The sequence below is a fragment of the Ramlibacter albus genome, assembly GCF_014297445.1.
Lineage (GTDB): Bacteria > Pseudomonadota > Gammaproteobacteria > Burkholderiales > Burkholderiaceae_C > Ramlibacter > Ramlibacter albus.
The window spans coordinates 677,853-699,472 of sequence record NZ_JACORU010000001.1; the positions used below are offsets into that span (position 1 = coordinate 677,853).

At 67.1% G+C, this 21,620-nt stretch carries 25 protein-coding genes; 8 read left to right on the plus strand and 17 right to left on the minus strand.

Going from position 1 to position 21,620, the window contains the following annotated elements; translation table 11 throughout:
- Positions 1–7: 7 nt before the first annotated feature.
- From H8R02_RS03085 to H8R02_RS03125, 9 genes are all read right to left on the minus strand, one after another.
- Positions 8–436 carry a F0F1 ATP synthase subunit epsilon gene (locus H8R02_RS03085; protein WP_187079867.1) on the minus strand — a complete coding sequence of 143 codons (429 nt, stop codon included), beginning with the start codon at positions 434–436 and terminating at the stop codon, positions 8–10.
- Between the two features lie 3 nt (positions 437–439).
- Positions 440–1,849, minus strand: a complete 1,410-nt coding sequence (gene atpD / locus H8R02_RS03090) for a F0F1 ATP synthase subunit beta (protein ID WP_187079868.1) — start codon at positions 1,847–1,849, stop codon at positions 440–442.
- Positions 1,850–1,889: 40 nt separating this feature from the next.
- A complete protein-coding gene (gene atpG / locus H8R02_RS03095) occupies positions 1,890–2,765 on the minus strand; it encodes a F0F1 ATP synthase subunit gamma (protein WP_187079869.1) in 876 nt (291 codons plus the stop codon).
- Positions 2,766–2,774: 9 nt separating this feature from the next.
- Positions 2,775–4,328 (minus strand): F0F1 ATP synthase subunit alpha, encoded by a 1,554-nt coding sequence (atpA, locus tag H8R02_RS03100; protein ID WP_187079870.1) that lies wholly within the window; start codon positions 4,326–4,328, stop codon positions 2,775–2,777.
- 33 nt (positions 4,329–4,361) lie between these two features.
- On the minus strand, positions 4,362–4,892 hold the full coding sequence (locus H8R02_RS03105; protein WP_187079871.1) for a F0F1 ATP synthase subunit delta: 531 nt from the start codon (positions 4,890–4,892) through the stop codon (positions 4,362–4,364).
- Positions 4,893–4,904: 12 nt separating this feature from the next.
- On the minus strand, positions 4,905–5,375 hold the full coding sequence (locus tag H8R02_RS03110; RefSeq protein ID WP_187079872.1) for a F0F1 ATP synthase subunit B: 471 nt from the start codon (positions 5,373–5,375) through the stop codon (positions 4,905–4,907).
- Between the two features lie 61 nt (positions 5,376–5,436).
- Positions 5,437–5,697 (minus strand): F0F1 ATP synthase subunit C, encoded by a 261-nt coding sequence (gene atpE, locus H8R02_RS03115; RefSeq protein WP_187079873.1) that lies wholly within the window; start codon positions 5,695–5,697, stop codon positions 5,437–5,439.
- A gap of 49 nt (positions 5,698–5,746) precedes the next feature.
- Complete coding sequence (atpB, locus tag H8R02_RS03120; protein WP_187079874.1) at positions 5,747–6,619, minus strand: F0F1 ATP synthase subunit A; 873 nt, start codon at positions 6,617–6,619, stop codon at positions 5,747–5,749.
- Between the two features lie 8 nt (positions 6,620–6,627).
- Positions 6,628–7,056, minus strand: coding sequence for an ATP synthase subunit I (locus tag H8R02_RS03125; RefSeq protein ID WP_354004860.1), 429 nt, complete (start codon positions 7,054–7,056; stop codon positions 6,628–6,630).
- Between the two features lie 203 nt (positions 7,057–7,259).
- On the opposite strand from H8R02_RS03125, the gene H8R02_RS03130 reads away from it, so the two are divergent.
- Genes H8R02_RS03130 through H8R02_RS03155 form a run of 6 tightly spaced genes read left to right on the plus strand, consistent with a single transcriptional unit; the run spans position 7,260 to position 11,369 of the window.
- Positions 7,260–7,703, plus strand: coding sequence for a CopD family protein (locus H8R02_RS03130; RefSeq protein ID WP_187079875.1), 444 nt, complete (start codon positions 7,260–7,262; stop codon positions 7,701–7,703).
- Positions 7,704–7,716: 13 nt separating this feature from the next.
- The gene (locus tag H8R02_RS03135; RefSeq protein ID WP_435531252.1) at positions 7,717–8,601 is read left to right on the plus strand and encodes a D-amino acid aminotransferase; all 885 of its coding nucleotides are present in this window, start codon (positions 7,717–7,719) and stop codon (positions 8,599–8,601) included.
- Positions 8,598–8,876 carry a YbeD family protein gene (locus H8R02_RS03140; protein WP_187079877.1) on the plus strand — a complete coding sequence of 93 codons (279 nt, stop codon included), beginning with the start codon at positions 8,598–8,600 and terminating at the stop codon, positions 8,874–8,876. Before H8R02_RS03135 ends, H8R02_RS03140 begins: the two co-directional genes overlap by 4 nt.
- Positions 8,877–8,929: 53 nt before the next feature.
- Entirely contained in the window at positions 8,930–9,541 is a 612-nt protein-coding gene (gene lipB / locus H8R02_RS03145) for a lipoyl(octanoyl) transferase LipB (protein ID WP_435531259.1), read from the plus strand.
- A gap of 11 nt (positions 9,542–9,552) precedes the next feature.
- Entirely contained in the window at positions 9,553–10,545 is a 993-nt protein-coding gene (gene lipA, locus H8R02_RS03150) for a lipoyl synthase (RefSeq protein WP_187079878.1), read from the plus strand.
- Complete coding sequence (locus tag H8R02_RS03155; protein WP_187080586.1) at positions 10,542–11,369, plus strand: DMT family transporter; 828 nt, start codon at positions 10,542–10,544, stop codon at positions 11,367–11,369. The genes lipA and H8R02_RS03155 overlap by 4 nt, the downstream gene beginning before the upstream one ends.
- Here the strand turns inward: H8R02_RS03155 and ptsP are convergent.
- Genes ptsP through H8R02_RS03195 form a run of 8 tightly spaced genes read right to left on the minus strand, consistent with a single transcriptional unit; the run spans position 11,366 to position 18,923 of the window.
- The gene (gene ptsP, locus H8R02_RS03160; RefSeq protein WP_187079879.1) at positions 11,366–13,132 is read right to left on the minus strand and encodes a phosphoenolpyruvate--protein phosphotransferase; all 1,767 of its coding nucleotides are present in this window, start codon (positions 13,130–13,132) and stop codon (positions 11,366–11,368) included. The genes H8R02_RS03155 and ptsP overlap by 4 nt on opposite strands.
- On the minus strand, positions 13,129–13,398 hold the full coding sequence (locus H8R02_RS03165) for an HPr family phosphocarrier protein (protein ID WP_187079880.1): 270 nt from the start codon (positions 13,396–13,398) through the stop codon (positions 13,129–13,131). Before H8R02_RS03165 ends, ptsP begins: the two co-directional genes overlap by 4 nt.
- Positions 13,367–13,822 carry a PTS sugar transporter subunit IIA gene (locus H8R02_RS03170; RefSeq protein WP_187079881.1) on the minus strand — a complete coding sequence of 152 codons (456 nt, stop codon included), beginning with the start codon at positions 13,820–13,822 and terminating at the stop codon, positions 13,367–13,369. The genes H8R02_RS03165 and H8R02_RS03170 overlap by 32 nt, the downstream gene beginning before the upstream one ends.
- Before the next feature lie 44 nt (positions 13,823–13,866).
- Positions 13,867–14,553, minus strand: a complete 687-nt coding sequence (locus H8R02_RS03175; protein WP_187079882.1) for an RraA family protein — start codon at positions 14,551–14,553, stop codon at positions 13,867–13,869.
- Positions 14,550–14,870, minus strand: a complete 321-nt coding sequence (locus H8R02_RS03180) for a DUF4387 domain-containing protein (RefSeq protein WP_187079883.1) — start codon at positions 14,868–14,870, stop codon at positions 14,550–14,552. The genes H8R02_RS03175 and H8R02_RS03180 overlap by 4 nt, the downstream gene beginning before the upstream one ends.
- Positions 14,867–16,225, minus strand: coding sequence for an acyclic terpene utilization AtuA family protein (locus H8R02_RS03185; RefSeq protein ID WP_187079884.1), 1,359 nt, complete (start codon positions 16,223–16,225; stop codon positions 14,867–14,869). The genes H8R02_RS03180 and H8R02_RS03185 overlap by 4 nt, the downstream gene beginning before the upstream one ends.
- Entirely contained in the window at positions 16,222–17,202 is a 981-nt protein-coding gene (locus H8R02_RS03190; RefSeq protein WP_187079885.1) for a Bug family tripartite tricarboxylate transporter substrate binding protein, read from the minus strand. Before H8R02_RS03190 ends, H8R02_RS03185 begins: the two co-directional genes overlap by 4 nt.
- Before the next feature lie 26 nt (positions 17,203–17,228).
- Positions 17,229–18,923: a thiamine pyrophosphate-binding protein gene (locus tag H8R02_RS03195; protein ID WP_187079886.1), complete on the minus strand. Its 1,695-nt coding sequence runs from the start codon at positions 18,921–18,923 to the stop codon at positions 17,229–17,231.
- A 46-nt stretch (positions 18,924–18,969) separates the two neighbouring features.
- Between H8R02_RS03195 and H8R02_RS03200 the strand changes: the two genes are divergently transcribed.
- Positions 18,970–19,650, plus strand: coding sequence for a GntR family transcriptional regulator (locus H8R02_RS03200; RefSeq protein ID WP_187079887.1), 681 nt, complete (start codon positions 18,970–18,972; stop codon positions 19,648–19,650).
- Positions 19,651–19,699: 49 nt separating this feature from the next.
- Entirely contained in the window at positions 19,700–21,613 is a 1,914-nt protein-coding gene (locus H8R02_RS03205) for an alpha/beta hydrolase family protein (protein WP_187079888.1), read from the plus strand.
- Positions 21,614–21,620: the final 7 nt, after the last annotated feature.

A 21,620-nucleotide genomic window follows, 5' to 3' on the forward strand; every position in this document is an offset into this window, starting at 1 on the left:
TTGACGCTTATTTCTTATTCAGGTACTTGCGGGCGGCGGCCAGCTCGGCCGCCATGATGGCCAGCTCCGACTGGATGCGGGCGACGTCCACTTCGCTCTTGGCGTTCTTCAGCGCTTCCTCGGCTTGCCGGCGGGCCTCGGCGGCCTTCTGCTCGTCGAGGTCCTTGCCGCGGATGGCGGTGTCGGACAGCACGGTGACGCGGTTGGGTTGCACCTCGAGGATGCCGCCGGCCACGAAGATGAACTCCTCGTTGCCGTCGGCCTTCTCGATGCGCACCGAGCCGGGCTTCACGCGCGTGATCAGCGGGGTGTGGCGCGGGTAGATGCCGAGCTCGCCGGCCTCGCCGGGCAGCGCGACGAAACGCGCCTCGCCCGAGAAGATCGACTCCTCGGCACTCACCACGTCGACGTGGATGGTGTGGGTCGAATCCACCATGGCTCAGGCCGCCAGCTTCTTGGCCTTCTCGAAGGCCTCGTCGATGGTGCCGACCATGTAGAACGCCTGCTCGGGCAGGTGGTCGCACTCGCCGGCCACGATCATCTTGAAGCCGCGGATGGTTTCGGACAGCGGCACGTACTTGCCGGGCGAGCCCGTGAACACCTCGGCCACGTGGAAGGGCTGCGACAGGAAACGCTGGATCTTGCGCGCGCGGGCCACGGCCAGCTTGTCCTCGGGGGACAGTTCGTCCATGCCCAGGATCGCGATGATGTCGCGCAGTTCCTTGTAGCGCTGCAGGGTGGCCTGCACGGAACGCGTCGTCGTGTAGTGGTCTTCGCCCACGACGTTGGGGTCGACCTGGCGCGACGTGGAGTCGAGCGGGTCCACGGCGGGGTAGATGCCCAGCGCCGCGATGTCACGCGACAGCACCACCGTGGCGTCCAGGTGGGCGAACGTCGTCGCGGGGGACGGGTCGGTCAGGTCGTCCGCGGGCACGTACACGGCCTGGATCGACGTGATCGAGCCGACCTTGGTGGACGTGATGCGCTCCTGCAGGCGGCCCATTTCTTCGGCCAGCGTCGGCTGGTAGCCCACGGCGGAAGGCATGCGGCCCAGCAGCGCGGACACTTCCGTGCCGGCCAGCGTGTAGCGGTAGATGTTGTCCACGAAGAACAGCACGTCGCGGCCTTCGTCGCGGAAGGACTCGGCAATCGTCAGGCCCGTCAGCGCCACGCGCAGGCGGTTGCCCGGGGGCTCGTTCATCTGGCCGTACACCATGGCCACTTTCGATTCGGCCAGGTTGTCCAGCTTCACGACGCCGGAGTCGGCCATCTCGTGATAGAAGTCGTTGCCCTCGCGGGTGCGCTCACCTACGCCGGCGAACACCGACAGGCCCGAGTGCGCCTTGGCGATGTTGTTGATGAGTTCCATCATGTTCACGGTCTTGCCCACGCCGGCGCCGCCGAACAGGCCCACCTTGCCGCCCTTGGCGAACGGGCAGATCAGGTCGATAACCTTGATACCCGTCTCGAGCAGCTCCTGCGAGGGCGACAGCTCGTCGTACGCGGGGGCCCTGCGGTGGATGGCGGCCGTCAGGGCCTGGTCCACGGGGCCGCGCTCGTCGATCGGGTTGCCCAGCACGTCCATGATGCGGCCGAGGGTGGCCTTGCCGACGGGCACCGTGATCGGTGCGCCGGTGTTGTAGACCATCGAGCCGCGGCGCAGGCCGTCGGACGAGCCCAGCGCGATCGTGCGCACGATGCCGTCACCCAGCTGCTGCTGCACTTCCAGCGTGAGGGCCGTGCCTTCCATCTTCAGCGCGTCGTACACGCGCGGCATCGCCTCGCGCGGGAACTCGACGTCGACCACGGCGCCGATGCACTGAACGATCTTGCCTTGAACTTGAGCCATTTGTTGCTCCGTAAATTAAACCGGGTATTCGGAGCCGCCGTTAGACGGCGGCGGCCCCAGACACGATCTCCGAAAGCTCTTTCGTGATCGCCGCCTGGCGCGTCTTGTTGTAGACCAGCTTGAGTTCGCCGATGAGGTTGCCCGCGTTGTCGGTGGCGGCCTTCATGGCCACCATGCGCGCGGACTGCTCGGACGCCATGTTCTCGGCGACCGCCTGGTACACCAGCGCCTCGACGTAACGCACCAGCAGGTCGTCGATGACCGTGGGCGCGTCGGGCTCGTAGATGTAGTCCCAGCCGTGCTCGCCGCTGGCCTTGGTCTCTTCCTGCATCTTCGCGGCGGACAGGGGCAGCAGGGTCTGGATGACCGGCTCCTGGCGCATCGTGTTGATGAAGTTCGTGTAGCACAGGTACACGGCGGACAGCTTGCCCTCGGCGTACTGGTCCAGCAGCACCTTCACCGGCCCGATGAGGCGGTCCAGGTGCGGCGTGTCGCCCAGCTGCACCGCATGCGACACGACCTTCGCGCCGATGCGGTTGAGGAAGCCGAGGCCCTTGTTGCCTATCGCCACCGTCTGCACGTCGACGCCCTGCCCCTGCAGCTCGCGGATCTTCGCGGTCACCGCGCGCAGGATGTTGGTGTTCAGGCCGCCGCACAGCCCCTTGTCCGTCGTCACCACGATGAAGCCGACCGCCTTGGCGTCGTTCGTCTTCATGAAGGCGTGCGTGTACTCGGGGTTGGCCTTGCCCAGGTTGGCGGCGATGTTGCGCACCTTGTCGCTGTAGGGCCGGGCCGCGCGCATGCGGTCCTGCGCCTTGCGCATCTTGGACGCCGCGACCATTTCCATGGCCTTGGTGATCTTCTTGGTGTTCTCCACCGATTTGATCTTCGTCCGGATTTCCTTGCCTGCAGCCATGTCGGCCCCTTAAGCGAACGTCTTCTTGAACGCTTCGATCGCGGCGACGAGTTCGCCCTCGGCGTCCTTGTCCATCGCCTTGTTCGTCTCGAGCTTGTTCAGCAGCGCGGCGGCCTTGTCCTTCAGGTAGGCGTGCAGGCCGTGTTCGAACGCGAGCACCTTCTTGACGTCGATGTCGTCGAAGTAGCCCTTGTTCACCGCGAACAGCGAAGCGGCCATCAGCGAGATGGGCAGCGGGCTGTACTGCGGCTGCTTGAGCAGTTCCGTCACGCGCGCGCCGCGGTCCAGCTGCTTGCGCGTGGCGGCGTCGAGGTCGGAGGCGAACTGCGCGAACGCGGCCAGCTCGCGGTACTGCGCGAGGTCGGTACGGATACCGCCGGACAGGCCCTTGATCAGCTTCGTCTGCGCCGCACCACCCACGCGCGACACCGAGATACCGGCGTTGATGGCGGGGCGGATGCCGGCGTTGAACAGCGCGGTTTCCAGGAAGATCTGGCCGTCCGTGATCGAGATCACGTTGGTCGGCACGAACGCGGACACGTCGCCGGCCTGCGTTTCGATGATGGGAAGCGCGGTCAGCGAGCCGGTCTTGCCCTTGACTTCGCCCTTGGTGAACGCTTCCACGTAGTCGGCGTTCACGCGCGCGGCGCGCTCGAGCAGGCGGCTGTGGAGATAGAACACGTCGCCGGGGTAGGCTTCGCGGCCCGGCGGGCGGCGCAGCAGCAGCGAGACCTGGCGGTACGCAACGGCCTGCTTGGACAGGTCGTCATAGATGATCAGCGCGTCCTGGCCGCGGTCGCGGAAGTACTCGCCCATCGTGCAGCCGGCGTACGCGGACACGTACTGCATGGCCGCAGATTCGGAAGCGGACGCCGCCACCACGATCGTGTACTCCATCGCACCGTTCTGCTCGAGGGCGCGAACGATGTTCTTGATGGTCGACGCCTTCTGGCCGATGGCGACGTACACGCAGGTCATGTTCTGACCCTTCTGGTTGATGATCGTGTCGACCGCAACCGCCGACTTGCCGGTCTGGCGGTCGCCGATGATCAGCTCGCGCTGGCCACGGCCGATCGGCACCATGGAGTCGATCGACTTCAGGCCGGTCTGCACCGGCTGGTCCACCGATTTACGCGCGATCACACCCGGCGCGACCTTCTCGATCACGTCCGTCATCTTGGCGTTGACCGGGCCCTTGCCGTCGATGGGCTGGCCCAGCGCGTTCACCACGCGGCCGATCAGCTCGGGGCCGACGGGCACTTCGAGAATGCGGCCCGTGCACTTGACGGTGTCGCCTTCGGAGATGTGCTCGTACTCGCCCAGGATAACGGCGCCGACGGAGTCGCGCTCCAGGTTCAGCGCGAGGCCGAACGTGGGCGAGCCGTCCTTGGTGGGCGGGAACTCCAGCATTTCGCCGGCCATCGCGTCGCTCAGGCCGTGGATGCGGACGATGCCGTCCGTCACGGAGATGACGGTGCCCTGGTTGCGGATGTCGGCGCTGGCCGCGAGGCCTTCGATGCGGCTCTTGATCAGTTCGGAGATTTCTGCGGGATTGAGTTGCATGACTCTTTCCTTTCCTTCTGTGCTGCCTCCGGCTTACGCCGTCAGCGCGACTTTCATTTGTTCGAGGCGGGCCTTGACGGAGGTGTCCAGCACCTCGTCGCCGACCACCACCCGGATGCCGCCGATGAGGGACGGATCTTCCTGCACCGTGAGGTTCAGCTTGCGGCCGAAACGCTTCTCCAGCGCCACCGACACCCGCCCCAGTTCGAATTCGGGGATCGGGAAGGCGCTGTAGACGATGGCGTCCGACGAGCCGCTTTGCGAGTTCTTCATCTCGCGGAACTGGTGCGCGATCTCCGGCAGCGCCGCGAGGCGGCCGTTCTCGATCACGGTGCGCAGGAAGTTCTTGCCGGACTCCGGCAGGTTGGCGCGCGCCACGTCGGCGACGACGTCGTAGACCTGCTGCGCGGTGACCTTCGGGTTGTCCGCGAACTGCAGCAGCTGCGCGTTGCCGGCCACGGCGGCCAGCGCGTCCAGCCACTGCGACGTGCCATTCAAATCGTTCTTCGACGACTTGAACAGCGCCTCGGCGTACGGGCGGGCGATGGTGGCGAGTTCGGCCATGCTCGTGTCCCTTTACAGCTCGGTCTGCAGGCGATTGAGCAGCTCGGCGTGCACGCTGGCGTTCACCTCGCGCTTGAGGATCTGCTCCGCGCCCTTGACGGCAAGCGCCGCCACCTGCTCACGCAGGGCTTCGCGCGCCTTGACGGTCTGCTGCTCGGCCTCGGCCCTCGCGGCGGCAACGATCTTGTTGCCTTCCTCGGTGGCGCGCGCCTTGGCTTCCTCGACGATGGTCTGCGCGCGGCGTTCGGCGTCCGCGAGCATCTGCGCCGTGTCGGCGCGCGACTTCGCGAGCTCCTGCTCGACGCGCTTGTCCGCGTCCGCGAGCTCGGCCTTCGCCTTGTCGGCGGCGGCCAGGCCCTCGGCGATCTTCTTCGCGCGCTCGTCGAGCGCGGCGGCGATCGGCGGCCACACGAATTTCATCGTGAACGCTACCAGCAGTAGGAACACGATCATCTGGACGATGAGGGTACCGGTGATGCTCACTTGGTCATCCTTGCTCCCGCGCGCGAACCGCCCGGGAATGGGTTGGAAGGATGGGAAACGATTACTTCGGCAGCTGGCCCAGGAACGGGTTGGCGGTGGCGAACCACAGCGCGATACCCGTGCCGATGATGAAGGCCGCGTCGATCAGGCCGGCCAGCAGGAACATCTTGGTCTGCAGTTCGTTCATCAGCTCGGGCTGGCGAGCGGCGGACTCGAGGTACTTGCTGCCCATCACGCCGATACCGATACAGGCACCGATGGCGCCGAGGCCGATGATCAGGCCGGCGGCCAGGGCGACGAAAGCGATGACTTGCGCTTGCATTTGATGTTCTCCTAAGGGGACTGGGGGTTGAAGTGAAAAGAAAAGCGTTTTAGTGATGGTCGTGCGCCTGGCCGAGGTACACGAGCGCCAGCATCATGAACACGAACGCCTGCAGCGTGATGATCAGGATGTGGAACACGGCCCAGGCGAAGCCCGCGATGATGTGGCCGATGGCCAGCGCCACGGAGCCGCCGATGCCCAGCGACCCCCACGCGCCGCCCATGAGGGCGATCAGCAGGAAGATCAGCTCGCCGGCGTACATGTTGCCGAACAGTCGCATGCCGTGCGAAACCGTCTTGGCGATGAACTCGATGATCTGGAAGGCGAAGTTGAACGGCCACAGGATGGGGTGCGCGCCGAAGGGCGCCGTCACCATCTCGTGCAGCCAGCCGCCCGCGCCCTTGATCTTGACGTTGTAGTACAGGCACAGCAGCAGCACGGAAACCGACAGGCCCATCGTCATCGACAGGTCGGCGGTGGGCACGACGCGCATGTACGCGTGGTGCGGGTCGTGGCCGGCGGCGCCGTAGATCTGGGCCCAGATGGCGGGCAGCAGGTCGACCGGCAGCAGGTCCATCGCGTTCATCAGGAAGATCCAGACGAACACGGTCAGCGCCAGCGGCGCGATGAACTTGCGGCTCTGCGCGTTGTGCACGATGGCCTTGGCCTGGCTGTCGACCATCTCGACGAGGATTTCCACCGCGGCCTGGAAGCGGCCCGGCACGCCCGACGTCGCCTTGCGAGCGGCGCTCCAGAGGACGAAGCAGGTCAGCACGCCCAGCAAGATGCCGTAGAAGAGCGAGTCGAAATTGAAGACGGAAAAATCGGCGACGGCCTTGGGCGGGTGGTTCTGCCAGAACGTCAAGTGGTGAAGGATGTATTCACCCGCGGTCTGGCCTTGTGCAGCAGCTTCGGCAGCCATGTTTCTCTTCAGCCTTCTGTTCGTTTCGGGCGCGGCTTGAAGGCCAGCGCCACCCAATAAACCTTCATCGCGAGGACCAGGCCCACCAGCAATGCCGGCCAGCTCAGCCCCGCCACCAGGCTTGGCGCCGCCAGCAACATGGCGACCGTCAAGCCCAGTTTGACCATCTCCCACACCAGGAACCCCATTGCGGCTGTCGCGGCATTGAGGGAAGAAACGCGGCTGGAGATCCCTCGCGCGAACACCGCCGCGGGGACGACCACGGCCAGTGCGCCATATGCGGCGGACCACCCGACGTTTTGCTTCCCGGTGAAGGCCCAGGCCAGCAAAGCGGCCACGAGCCCCACCCCTGCCTGACCCGCAACCACCCACCAGGGGGAAACCGGCGGGTTCTGTTCACGCAGCCGGCGCGCGGCTTCCGCGCTCACCGCCTGCACTGGGGGCTCCTCCTCTTTCCAATCCTCCTCGGGAAGCGGCGGTATGTTCTTAGGTGTTTGGCCGCGCACCTGTGTCCCCGGGGAATTTTGCAAAGCCGCCCATTATAAGTAGAAACCCCCTCTGTTTATCCAGAGGTCGCAGACCCAAGGTGCTTGCGGCCGAGGTGAAAGTAGTTTTACTTAAGCGCGCACAATCGTCAGCGATGCGTAACCTCTTTCTGTTCCTGCACCTTGCCGCGGCGATCTTCTGGATGGGCGGCATGGCCTTCATGATCCTTGCACTGCGGCCCGCGCTGGGCACGCTCGAGCCGCCGCAGCGGCTGCCTGTCCTCGGCGGCGTGCTGCGGCGTTTCTTCATCGTCGTGGACATCAGCGTGCTCGTGCTGCTGGTCACGGGTGTGCGCCTGCTGCTGCAGGTGCCGGCGGCGGGCGCACCGGTCGGCTGGCACGCGATGGCCGCGCTCGGCATCGCGATGATGCTGGTCTTCCTGTTCATCCGGCTCGTGCCCTGGCGCCGCATGCGCGCGGCGCTTGGCCAAGCGCAATGGCCGGTGGCCGGGCAGGCAGCCCAGCAGATCGCGCTGCTCGCGAAGGTCAACCTCGGCCTGGGCTGGCTCGCGATCGCTGCAGTGATCTTCTGGCGCTGACAGAATGACGGGGATGAACGACATCCCCGCATTGCCCTGCTGGCTCAACGGCGAGTTCAGCACCCTGCGCGACGCGAAGGTGAGCGTGCTCGATCGCGGCTTCATCTTCGGCGACGGCGTGTACGAGGTGGTGCCCGCGTATGCCGGCAAGCCCTTCCGTTTTGCCGAGCACATGGCGCGCCTCGAACGCAGCCTCGGCGAGATGCGCATCGAGAACCCGATGAGCCGCCAGGCGTGGGCCTCGCTCGTGGGCGAACTGATCGAGATGTATGCGGCGCACGTCGGCAAGAAGCCGCAGCAGACGGACCAGCTCGTGTACCTGCAGGTGACGCGTGGCGTGGCGATGCGCGACCACGTGATCCCGGCGGGCATCCAGCCGACGGTGTTCGCGACGACCAACCGGCTCTACATCTACTCGCCCGAAGAACGCGAACAGGGCGTGGAGTGCTTCACGGCGGAGGACTTCCGCTGGCACAAGGCCCACATCAAGAGCATCAGCCTTGCCGGCGCGGTGCTCGCGCGGCAGATCAGCGCGGACCAGGGCGGCAACGAGACGGTGCTGTTCCGCGACGGCTACCTCACGGAGGCCGCTGCGGCGAACATCTGGGTGGTGAAGGGCGGCAAGGTGCTGGGCTCGCCCAAGGACAACCTCGTGCTGGAAGGCATCCGCTACGGGCTGATCGAGCAGCTGTGCGCCGAAGCCGGCATCCCCTTCGAGCTGCGGCGCGTGTCGCGCGACGAGGTGTTCGCGGCGGACGAGATCCTCATTTCGTCGGCCACGAAGGAAGTGGTGCCCGTGACGCGCCTGGACGGCAAACCGGTTGGAAACGGGCGGCCCGGCCCCATCTACGCCAAACTGTATGCCGGCTACCAGCGGGCGAAACAGGCATCGCCATGAACATCACCGACCCGCCCAAAGAATCCCTCATCGAGTACCCGAGCCAGTTCCCCATCAAGGTGATGGGGGCCAAGGTGGACGGCTTCGTCCACGCCGTCACGCAGATCGCGAAGCAGTTCGATCCGGCGTTCGACGCGTCCAGCATCGAGCTGCGCGACAGCAAGGCCGGCAACTACCTCGGCATCACGATCACCATCACGGCGACCAGCCGCGAGCAGCTCGACGAGCTGTACCGCACGCTGTCCACGCACCCGATGGTCAAGGTCGTCCTCTGAGCTTGGAGACGCGCGTCCTCGGCCTGGTCGAGTACGTGCCCACGTACGAGGCGATGCGCGCCTTCACGGAGGAGCGCACCGACGCGACGCCCGACGAGCTGTGGATCTGCGAGCACCCGCCCGTGTTCACGCAGGGGCTGGCCGGCAAGCCCGAGCACCTGTTGAATCCGGGCGACATCCCCGTCGTGCAGACGAATCGCGGCGGCCAGGTCACGTACCACGGCCCGGGGCAGGTGGTTGCCTACCCGCTGATGGACCTCAGGCGCGCCGGTTACTTCGTCAAGGAATACGTCTACCGGCTCGAAGAGGCCGTGATCCGCGCGTTGATGCACTACGGCGTCACGGGCCATCGGGTTGCGGGCGCGCCGGGCATCTATGTGCGGCTGGACAACCCGTTCTCCCACGCCGCGATCACCGGGCCGAGGCAGGACCCGTTCGCCGGGCTCGGCAAGATCGCCGCGCTGGGCGTCAAGGTCAGCAGGCACTACACGTACCACGGCGTCGCCTTCAACGTGGCGATGGACCTCCAGCCGTTTCTACGTATTAATCCTTGCGGGTACGCAAGCCTTTCGACAGTGGACCTTTCTACAATCGGGGTTTCCACCACATGGGATGATGCGGCAGGCGTGCTCGGCCACCAGCTGCGCGCGCTCCTGCCCTCCTGAAGAGACCCGCCATGAGCTCCACCAACGTCGTGCGCGACGCGCAATCCGTCGATACCTACGATGCCACCGCCAAGCAGAAGGCCGCGGCCAAGCTGTCGCGCATCCCGGTGAAGGTGGAACAGGGCGAGGTGCTGAAGAAGCCGGACTGGATCCGCGTGAAGGCCGGCAGCGCGAGCAGCCGCTTCTACGAGATCAAGCAGATCCTGCGCGAGCACAAGCTGCACAGCGTGTGCGAGGAGGCGTCCTGCCCCAACATCGGCGAATGCTTCGGCAAGGGCACGGCCACGTTCATGATCATGGGCGACAAGTGCACGCGCCGCTGCCCGTTCTGCGACGTGGGGCACGGCCGCCCCGACCCGCTCGACGTGAACGAGCCGGAGAACCTCGCGAAGACGATCGCGGCGCTCAAGCTCAAGTACGTCGTGATCACGAGCGTGGACCGCGACGACCTGCGCGACGGCGGCGCCGGCCACTTCGTCGAATGCATCCGCAGGACGCGCGAGCTGTCGCCCGGCACGACCATCGAAGTGCTGGTGCCCGACTTCCGCGGCCGCGACGACCGCGCGCTGGAAATCCTGAAGGCCGCGCCGCCGGACGTGATGAACCACAACCTCGAGACGATCCCGCGCCTGTACAAGGAAGCGCGGCCCGGCTCGGACTACAAGTTCTCGCTCAACCTGCTGAAGAAGTTCAAGGCCCTGCACCCGAACGTTCCGACCAAGAGCGGCCTGATGGTGGGCCTGGGCGAGACCGACGAAGAGATCCTCGACGTGATGCGCGACATGCGCGAGCACGACATCGAGATGCTCACCATCGGCCAGTACCTCGCGCCTTCCACGTCGCACCTGCCCGTACGGCGCTACGTGCACCCGGACACGTTCAAGATGTTCGAGGAGAAGGCGCGGGAGATGGGCTTCACGCACGCAGCCGTCGGTGCGATGGTGCGCAGCTCTTACCACGCCGACCAGCAGGCGCACGCCGCGGGCGTGCCCGACACGGTCTGAGCGCCAACCTCTACGCCCTGGGCGCGATCGCGCTCTGGGCTGCGCTCGCTTCGCTCGGGCTTGCGCTCAAGCACGTTCCGCCTTTCCTGCTCACGGGCCTTGCGCTCGTGATCGGCAGCATCCCCGCGTGGCCGCTGGTGAAGCAGTGGCGCGTGCCGCCGAAGACGCTGGCGCTCGGCGTGTACGGCCTCTTCGCGTATCACTTCCTGCTGTTCGTCGGCCTGCGCACGGCGCCTGCGGTTGAGGCGAATCTCGTCAACTATCTCTGGCCCTTGCTGATCGTGCTGCTGGCGCCGGTGATCCTGCCGGGGATGCACCTGCGCGCCATGCACATCGTCGCCGGGCTCACGGGGTTCGCGGGCGCTGCGGTGGCGATCCTCGGCAGCGGTGCGAGTACCGGTGCGGGCGGGTGGTCGTGGGGCTATCTCTGCGCATTGGGCGCGGCCTTCATCTGGTCGACGTACTCGTTGATGACTCGGCGCGTCGGCGCGTTTCCGACGGCGGCGATCGGGCTGTTCGGGCTCGTGTCCGGCGTGCTCTCGCTGCTTTGCCATGTGGTTCTCGAACCCTCGGCGCAGTTGAGCGCGCAGGATTGGCTGCTCATCGCGATCGCAGGCCTGGGTCCGCTGGGTGCGGCGTTCTTCCTGTGGGACAAGGCGCTCAAGCTTGGTGACCCGCGCCAAGTGGGGATCTTGAGCTACATCACACCTCTGGCCTCGACAACGCTGCTCATGATCGTCAGCGGCCGGCCACTGACCTGGAGCATCGGGCTCGCGGCCGCCTTGATCATCGGCGCGGCCGTCGCAGGCACTCGCGCCGGTTAAGCGGCCATCAGCGCAGCGGGGTCCTCGGACTCGATCACGCGTTGCGCCCACTCCGCAAGCCGCGTTGAATCGGCGCGCAACACTTCCTGCTTCACCGCGAGGATCTGCGCCGGGTGCATCGAGAAGCTGCGCAAGCCGAGCCCGAGCAGCAGCCGCGTGAACTGCGTGTCGCCGGCCATCTCGCCGCACACGCTCACGCCCTTGCCTTGCCGCACGCACTCCGAAATCGTGTCGGCCACGAGCCGCAGCACGGCCGGATGGCAAGGGTCGTACAGGTGCGCGACCGACTCGTCCGCGCGGTCGATCGCCAGCGTGTACTGGATCAGGTCGTTGGTGCCGATCGACAGGAAGTCGAAGTACTTGAGGAAGGTGCGCACGGCCAGTGCCGCGGCGGGCACTTCGATCATGGCGCCCACGTCAACGGGTCCGTACGCCGTGCCGCGGTTGTCCAGCTCCGCACGCGCGAAGTCCAGCAGCGACAGCGTCTGGCGGATCTCGCCGCCGTGCGCCAGCATCGGGATCAGCAGGTTGACCTTGCCATGCGCGGCCGCGCGCAGGATCGCGCGCAGCTGCGTGCGAAACATGTCGGGCTCCGACAGGCTCCAGCGGATCGCCCGCAAGCCCAGCGCCGGGTTCAGGTGCGCCTCGTCGCGCCGCGATTCGTCGAGCGGCTTGTCGGCGCCGACGTCCACGGTGCGGATCGTCACCGGCAAGCCCTCCATCCCCTCCACCGCACGGCGATAGGCAAGGTACTGCTCCTCTTCGTCCGGCAGGTTGCCGTGCCGGCCCATGAAGAGGAACTCGCTGCGGAACAAACCCACGCCCACGGCACCTGCCTTCAATGCGGCAGGCGCGTCGTCCGGCATCTCGATGTTGGCCAGCAGCTCGATCTTCTGCCCGTCGAGCGTGACGGCCGGTGTATGCCGCAGGCGCGAGAGGCGCCCGCGCTCCAGCTCCGCCTGCCGCTGCTTGAAGCCGTACTCCGCCAGGATGATCGGCGACGGGTCGACGATCATCACGCCGGCGTCGCCGTCGATGATGACCCAGTCGTCCTGCCGCACGAGCTGGCTCGCGCTGCGCGCGCCCACGACGGCCGGGATGTCCATGCTGCGCGCGACGATCGCCGTGTGCGACGTCTTGCCGCCCACGTCGGTGACGAAACCGGCGAACACGCTCTGCTTGAACTGCAGCATGTCGGCGGGCGACAGGTCGTGCGCGATCAGCACCAGCGGCACGTCGACGCTGTCGTCCAGCAGCAGGTCCTGCTGCGTCTTGCGTTTGGGCGCGGGCGGCTGCGCGACGGGCGAAGGCACGCCCTTCATGTAGCGCAGGATGCGTTCGGCCACCTGCTCGAGGTCGGCCTTGCGCTCGCGCAGGTACTCGTCCTCCATGTCGTCGAACTGGCGCGACAGCACTTCCAGCTGCGTCGTCAGCGCCCATTCGGCGTTGTAGAGGCGGTCGGTGATCCAGTGCTTGACGCCGGCGATCAGCTCCTCGTCCTGCAGCAGCATCAGGTGCACGTCGAGCAGCGCGCCGAGCTCGTGCGGCGCCTCTTTCGGGCCCATCTGCGAGATGGTCTGCTGCAGGCGGTGGATCTCCTCGACCACCGCATTGCGGCCCGCGCGCACGCGGTCGATCTCCGCTTCCACCTGCCCCGGTTCGATGAAGTAGTGCGCGACGTCCGCCCGGCCCGCGGCCATCAGCACCGCGCGCCCGATGGCGATGCCACGGGCGACGGCGATGCCGTGGACGGCGAAGGTCACTCGCCTTCTCCGAACTTGTCGTTGATGAGGGCCAGGAGCGCGTCCATGCACTCCTGCTCCTTGTCCCCGTTCGTCTCCACCGTAACTTCGGTCCCAAGGCCCGCGGCCAGCATCATCACGCCCATGATGCTCTTGGCATTGACGCGGCGCTCGCCGCGCGCCATCCACACCTCGCAGGGGTAGCTGCCCGCCAGCTTGGTGAGCTTGGCCGAGGCACGCGCGTGAAGGCCCAGCTTATTGCTGATGGTCACGTTCGTCTTGATCATGGTTCCGTCGGGTCTGGTTCTGGGGTGCGGCGGGCGCGACCTGCATGACGCCCTGCGTGCCGCCCACCATGGCGCGGGAAACGAGCGTTTCCAGCGGCTCGTGGCGGTAGCTCACCGTGCGCAGCAGCATGGGCAGGTTCACGCCCGTGATCAGGCGCGTGCGAGTGCCGTCGACCAGCTTCTGGGCGACGTTGCTCGGCGTGGCGCCGAAGATGTCCGTGAGAATGAGCACGCCCTTGACCTGCGGCACGTGCGTCAGCTGGTCCAGAGCGATCCTGGCGGCGCCCAGCGTCTCGTCCGGCGACAGGTTGGGCTGCACGTCGATGGCGGCCACCAGCGGGCCGCAATCGGGGAACACGTGCAATGCGCACTGCCGCAGTGCGTTGGCGAGCGGCGCGTGGGCAATGATCAGGATGCCGTTCATCTTCATCCCGATTATGGCCGCTGCCCCGGCGGCTGCCCGGCCGCTTATTTGACTTCGAACACCTTCCAGGCCGCTACGAGCTTGTCGTAGTCCAGCCCGGGGGCTTCCAGCGCCGCCATGAGCGTGCTTTCCCGCTGGGCCACCCGCGCGATCGCGGCCGGAAGTGCATCGACCAGCGCGGCCGGGATCACGACGCAGCCGTGCCGGTCCGCATGGACCAGGTCGCCCGGCGACACGGGCAGGCCGAAGACGCTCACCGGCGTGTCGAACGCCACCAGGTGCGCAAAGCCGGACCCGGGGCAGACGTTGCCGCCCAGCAGGCCGAAGCCGGCCGGCATCGAGCCGATGTCGCGGATGGCGCCGTTGGTGACGGCGCCCACGATGCCCATGCCCTTGTGGATGGACACCTGGATCTCGCCCCAGATGCAGCCCATGCCGCGCCGCTCGCCGCAGTCTTCCATCACCACCACGGACGGACGGCCGCGCGCCTGCTCGAGGTAGCGGTAGTAGGCGAAGCGGCGCGCGAGCATCGTGTCGTGGCTGTCTTTCGACGGCGCGGACGACACGATCTTCGCGGTGAGTGCATAGCCGGTGAAAGGCTGCAGGTCGGCGCTCGCCGGGACCACCGCGTCGAGCGTGTAGTTCTTCCCGCGCAACGAGGGGTCGAGCACGATCATGGCGTTGCACACCGTGCCCGTGTCCACGCCGGCGAGGGCCTCGAAGATGCTCACGCGGGAATCTTCAGCGTGGTGAGCGGCAGGTGCTGCTGGCAGCCGTACACGTCGCGGTCGTCGAGGTCACCCGAGCTCGTGGGGCGCTTCAGCGTGATCTTGAACGCGCGGGCTGCGTCGAACGCGGTGCACACAAGCACGTGCTCGCGCGGCACGGCGAAGGCATGCGCCATCGCGTCGAAGTTGATCGCGCCGCTTGCCTTGACGATGCGGTACGGCTCCTCGCGGTCGAACATCACGTCGAAGGTCAGCTCGAAGGGGCCGGAGTTCTTGCTGCGGATCACCTTGGCGTAGTCGGTGAGGGTCTTCTCGCTCATCGGATCTCCTCGAAGCGCACCGGAAAGCATTCCAGCGGGTTGGCCACCGGCATCAGGTGGTAGACGTTGAACCGGTACGCGGGCCCCACCGGGATGCCGAACGGCGAGAACGGGTAGGCCATGTTGCCGGCGGTGGTGAGGATGCCCGGGTAGTCGGCGTGCTGCATCACGCCGCGGGTGAACATCGCGACGGCGGTTGCAAGGTCCTGCGTCGGCGCGACCGCGTCGATCACGAGCCCCACTTCCTTGGGCACGAAGGCCTTGTCCGGCTCCAGCGCACCCATCACCCCGTCCTTGCCGTACGTGCGGAACATCAGGTTGATCCCATCGGCCTTGGTGCCGAAGCGCTGCTCCGCGCGTTCGCGTGCGTGCGCGATCACGCCTTCGAGCTCACGGATCATCACCGCGTCGCGGATGCCCACGATGACGATGCTGCGGTAGCCGATGCGCTCGGCGCCCTCGAGCTTGACGCGGTACTGGTTGTCCTTGAGGAAGCGGCTGCCGGTGACTCTCACACGGCGCTCGTCGATCTGCTCGAACTTCGCGTGCGTGAGGTCGTTGATGCCGCCGGGGCCGGCCTGCAGGAACGGGTCGCTGCGCTCATAGAGCGAGTGCCCCGCGACTGAGACCGTCGTGCAGCGGTTGGCTGCGTTACCGGGCTCAACCTCGAAGTGGTCCTCGCGCACGCGGCCGATCATCGGCTCACCGAGGTCGTACGGCACGGCCGAGAGGCCCGCGCATTCGAGGATCTTGCCGCAGTGCAGGGCCAGGCCGGGGTCGAAGCCGCGCAGCACCGGCAGCGCGGCGAAGATCGCGTCGTCGCAGGCACGACCCGCGATGACGACATCGGCGCCGCCTTCGAGCGCGTGCATGAAGGGCTCCATGCCCATCTGCGCCACGATCGGCCCGGCGGAGTCGATCATCTTCGCCGTGAGGTCGTGGTCGGGACCCATCGCCTCCACCTTGCCGCTCGCGACCTTGCCCTTGAGATAGGTCTTGTCGATCTCCGCATCGATCACGGCGAGCCGGAACGAATGCTTCTGCTCCTTCGCCACTTCGCGCACCATCTGCTCCATCAGCGCGAGCGTCTGCGTCGAGCCGTTCGTGATCGCTGAGCCGATGAGCAGCGGGATCTTCGCCGCGCGCGCCGCGTCGAGCATCACCGCGAGATCACGGCGATAGGCCGACAGCGGCAGGAACGGCTTGTCGTCGCCGTGGTAGTAGGGGCCCATGTCGGTGGAGCCCGCGTCCTGCCCGATGAAGTCGGGCTGCGCGGCCATGGCGCGCTTGAACGACTCGAGGTTGTAGCCGCTGCCCATCGAGCCGGACGGCGCGACTCCGGTCACTTGTTTCATTGCTGCTGCTTCAGGTTGACGGTCTTGGCGAGGTTGCTCCACTTGACCGTGTCGGCCTGGATCGCGCTCTTGAAATTGGCGGGCGTGCCGCCGCGGATTTCCATGCTGATGTCGGCCATCTTCTTCTGGAAGTCGGGCTGCTTCATGATCTCGCCAGCGACAGTCGCCATCCGCTGGATCACCGCCGGCGGCGTGTCACGTGGCGCCATGAGGCCCATCCACGACGACACCTGGAAGTTGGGGATGCCGGCTTCGGCAAACGTGGGCACGTCCGGCAGCGACGCGAGGCGCTTGTCCGAGGCAACGGCGAGCGGCCGCACATGGCCCGACGCGGTGAGGGCCTTGGCCGAGCCCACGAACGTGAAGACCAGCGGCACCTGCCCGCCGGCGACATCCTGCAGCGCGGGCACGGCGCCCTTGTATGGGATGTGGTTGAACTTCGCGCCGGTGGCTTGCCCGAGCAGCTCGATGGCGAGGTGCGAGATGCCACCCGCGCCGGTGGACGCGAACGCCACGGTGCCGGGCGCAGCTTTCGCGGCCGCGATCACGTCGGCCACCGTCTTGTACGGCGTCTTCGAGTTCGCGTACAGCACGGCCACCTGGTCGGTGAGGTGGATGATGGGCACGAGGTCCTTTTCGGCGTCGTAGCTCATGCTCGAATAGAGCAGCGGCGCCAGCGACACCTGGCCATTGCTGGCGAGCAGCAGCGTGTAGCCGTCCGGCTTCGACTGCGCAACCTTCGCGCCGGCGATCAGGCCGCCTGCGCCACCCAGGTTCTCGACCACCATCGTCTGGCCGGTGGCCTGCTGGAATTTCTCGGCGACCGGCCGGATGACCGCGTCGAGCGAACCGCCCGCCGGGTACGGCACGATCACCCGCACCGGCGCGCTCGGGAAGTCCTGCGCCGAGGCAGCCAGCGGCAGTGCCGCGGCCAGGGCCGGGATGAGGAAACGAATTGCTCTGGACAACAAGCGCATGGAAGTTCCTTGGTTGGTCGAGGGGTTCAGCCCATCCACTGGCTCACGGGCACCGCCGTGTCCTGCAGTTCCTGGGAAATCACGTCGACGAGCGCCGGGCCGTCGTGGGCCAGCGCGGCCTTGATGGCGCCGTGCACGTCGGCCGGGTCTTCGACACGCCACGACTTCACGCCGAACGCCTCGGCCACGCGCGCGTGGTCCGTGCGGTTGAAGTCGACGGAGAAGTAGCGCTGGTCGTAGCCGGTCTTCTGGCTGGCCTTGATCCAGCCGAACACGGAGTTGGAGAACACCACCATCTTCAGCGGCACGTTGCGCCGCACGATGGTTTCGAGCTCGCCGCAGGTGAAGCCGAAGCTGCCGTCGCCCATCACGGCAACGACCATGGCATCGGGGCGGCCGAATTGCGCGCCGACGCCGGCCGACATCGCGAAGCCCAGCGCGCCATGCGCGCGGTTGGTGATGAAGTGGCGGCCCGATTGCGGCGCGTCGAAGTACGCCGAGAAGTACGGACACGGCGTGCCGGGGTCGGCCGCGACGATGGCCTTTGCGGGTAGCAGCTTGTTGAGAGCGTCGACGACGCGCTCGGGGCGGACCGGGCGCTCGCGCGATTCCGCGAGGTTCGAGAAGAACGCGTGCTTGTCCGCGCGCGCCTTCGCCACGATGGCGCGGCCGTCGGCAGCGCCTGCGGGCCGTTGCGACGAGCGCGCTGCGACGGCGTCCGCGAGCGCCGCAAGGCCCAGCTTCGCATCGCCGACCAGTGCCACGTCGGTGCGGTAGTTGGTGGCGATCGTCATCGGATCCACATCGAGGTGCAGCACCGTGACGTCGCGCGAAGGCATCTTCCAGTGCTCGGTGGTCGTCGAGCCCGCACGGGCGCCGACGAACAGCACCGCGTCGGCCTGGCCGATGACCTCGCGCGTAGCGGCGACACCGCCGTTCGTGCCGATGACGCCGGCGAGCAGCGGGTGCGAGCCGGGCAGGCTGCCCTGGCCGCTGATGGTCGTGCACACCGGCGCATTCAGAAGCGTGGCGAGGCGCTCGAGTTCGGCGCTTGCACCCGAGATCACGACACCGCCGCCGCAGACGATGACGGGCGCGCGCGCAGTCGCCAGCTTCTCGGCTGCCCGCTCCACCTCCTGCGGGTCGGGCGCGAAGCGGTAGGCGGGGAACTTGTCATGGCCCGGCTGCGCCCACAGGTCCACGGGCTCGTACGGGTGCTTCTGCACGTCGTACGGCAGGCAGATGTGCGTGGCACCGGGGCGGCCCGTGGTCATGGCGCGGAAGGCACTGCGCACCGCATGCGGGATCTGGTCCACGCGATCGATCGTCGTGTTCCACTTCGTCAGCGGCTTGTACAGCGACTGCTGGTCCAGCTCCGTGAGCGGGAACTTGCCGCGTGCGCCGACCGACACGTCGGACGTGATGCCCAGCACGGGAATCGCGGACTCGTTCGCTTCCACGATGCCCGGCAGCAGGTAGGTCGCGCCGCCGCCGCTCGGCCCTTCGCACACGCCCGGCTTGCCCGTGACACGCGCGTAAGCGTCAGCCATGTACGCTGCACTGCGTTCGTCACGCGTGAGGATGTGGTCGATGCCGTGGTCGAGGCGCGCGAGGGCGTCGTACAGGGGCAAGGTGGTGTCGCCGCACAACCCGAAGATGTGCTTGACGTGATTGAGCTGGAGCATCCGCACGAGGGCGTCCGCGCCATTCATCTGGCTCATTGTTGTTCCTTCAGAATTCAATTCAGTATACTTAGCTGCATTCACCATGCCAAGCACGATTTCCAAGACGCGCCGCGAACGGGGCTCGGGGGTCCTGAACACCCTGCGCCGGATGGCGATCTCCTACGAGCTCAAGCCCGGCGAGCGCCTGAGCGAGATCGAGCTGGCCGGGAAGCTGGGCGTGAGCCGCACCCCGGTGCGCGAAGCGCTCACCCGGCTGGTGAACGACGGCTTCCTCACGCCCACCACGCGCGGCTACATGCGCCGGCCGCTCGAGGTGCAGGAGACGATGGACCTCTACGAAGCGCGTGTCGCGATCGAGTCCACGTGCCTCGCGATGGCGATCGCTCGCGCGACCGATGAGGAGATCGCCGAGGCGGTGAAGTACCTCGCCGCGAGCCGGCAGGTAGCGGCCGACACGCCCATCGAGCAGCTCGTGGAGCTGGACGAAGGCTTCCACCTGCGCATCGCCGACATGGCCCGCAACTCGGAGCTCAAGCGCATCCTCGTCAACCTCAACGAGCGCATCCGCTTCATCCGCTGGATCGACATGGAAAGCGTCGGCCGCGACTCGACGCAGAGCGAGCACGCGGCCATCCTGCAGGCGCTGCAAACGCGCGACGCGAGCGCGGGCGAGCGCGCGCTGCGCGAGCACATCGGCCTCAGGCGCGACCAGATCGTCGAGGCCATCAAGCGCGGGCTGGCGAAGATCTACCTCGCCGAGTGAACGTCCGCCCGGGCGCCTGCAAAATGGCGGCTCGAGGAGGACAACAAACATGCACCCGTTCACCAGAGCGCTCGCTCTCGCAGCATCGCTGCTCCTGGCCGCCGTGGCGGCCCGCGCCCAGCAACCGCCCCCAGTGGTCGACTTCTTCGATCGCGCGGCCATGTACAACGAGCAGCTGGCGCCCGATGGCCGTCAACTGGCGATGGTGGTCCACCCGCGCGGGCAGCGCGGTCGCCTCGTGGTGGTGGACACGGAAAAGCTCACCGCGAAGGTCGTCGCGTCGTTCACCAACGGCGACGTGCACTGGGTGCGGTGGATCAACGACCGCCGGCTCGTGTTCGGCGCGACCGGGGGCTTCCACGACGTGACGCTGTACCGGGCCGTCAACAGCGACGGCACCGAGATGTCGGAGCCGTTCACCAGCCAGCCCCCGGGACGCTTCCACTCGCCGTCGCCGCTGCAGGACAGCGACAGCTTCTTCTGGGCCAGCCCGCGCTACGACAACATCGGCAACTTCCAGCGCGTGGCGCTGTACCGCGTGGACTCGCGCACCCGCCACCCGATCCCGATGCGCTCGCCCGGCGACGCCTATGAATGGGCGATGGACGAGAAGGGCGAGCCGGCGGCCGCCACCGTGCGCGAAGCGGGGGGGCGTTCTTCGGTCAAGTACTTCGACCCCGCCACCAAGGACTGGCGCACGCTCTTCGAATTCGACACGTTCGGCACTGCGGCGATGTATCCGGTGGCGCTCGGCCCCAGCGGCAGCAACACGCTCTACGTGCGCGCCTACAACGGCCGGGACAAGAGTGCCTTGCACGTGTACGACCTGGCGAAGAACCAGCTCGACCCGCAGCCGCTGGTGACACTCGCCGACCATGACTTCGACGGCTTCCCCGTGCGGCATGCCGGGCGCATCGTCGGGTTCCGCTACACGTCGGACGCGGCCGGCACCGCATGGGTGGACCCCGCCTTCAAGGCCATCCAGGACGCGGTCGACAAGCTGCTGCCGGGCACCGTCAACACCATCACATCAGCGGTGCGCAACCAGACGACCAGGCTGCTCGTGCGCTCGCATTCCGACCGCTCGCCGTACGTGTTCTACCTGTACGACAGCGCGACCAACAAGCTCACCGCGCTGGGCAAGTGGCGGCCGATGATCGACCCGAAGCAGATGGCCCGCACGGACGTGGTGAAGTACCGCGCCCGCGACGGGCTGGAGATCCCGGCACGGCTGACGCTGCCGCAAGGCGGCGGCAAGAACCTGCCGATGGTCGTGCTGGTCCACACCGGTGCGTTCACCCGCGGCGACGGCTGGGGCTGGAGCCCCGAGGCGCAGTTCCTGGCGTCGCGCGGCTACGCGGTGCTGCAGCCGGAAACGCGCGGTTCACGCGGTTTCGGGCTGAACCACTTCAAGGCGGGCTGGAAGCAGTGGGGCCTGGCGATGCAGGACGACATCGCCGACGGCGCGAAGTGGGCCGCGCAGCAGGGCATCGCCGACCCCGCGCGCATCTGCATCGCGGGCTCGGTGTGGGGCGGCTACTCGGCGCTGATGGGGCTCGTGCGCGACCCCGGCCTGTACCGTTGCGCCGTCGCGATGCAGGCCATCACCGACCTGCCCGCGTTCGCGACGAACTGGCAGGCATTCAACGAAGAGTTGCGCGTGCACGGCATCCCGATGATGGTCGGCGACGCCGAGAAGGACGCGCAGCAGCTGAAGGAGACCTCGCCGCTGCACCGCGCGGCGCAGATCAGGCAGCCGGTCTTCCTGGCGCACTGGGACTACCGCCGGGCGGTTCCCTTCGAGCACGGCTCGAAGATGCGCGATGCCCTCAAGGCCAACGGCGTCACTGTGGACTGGGTCGACTTCGCGACGGACTGGAAGCTCGACAGCGAATTCCAGGACACGCAGGAGGTGTGGGGCCGCATCGAGAAATTCCTCGCGCGCCACCTCGCCAAGCCTTGAGGGCAGA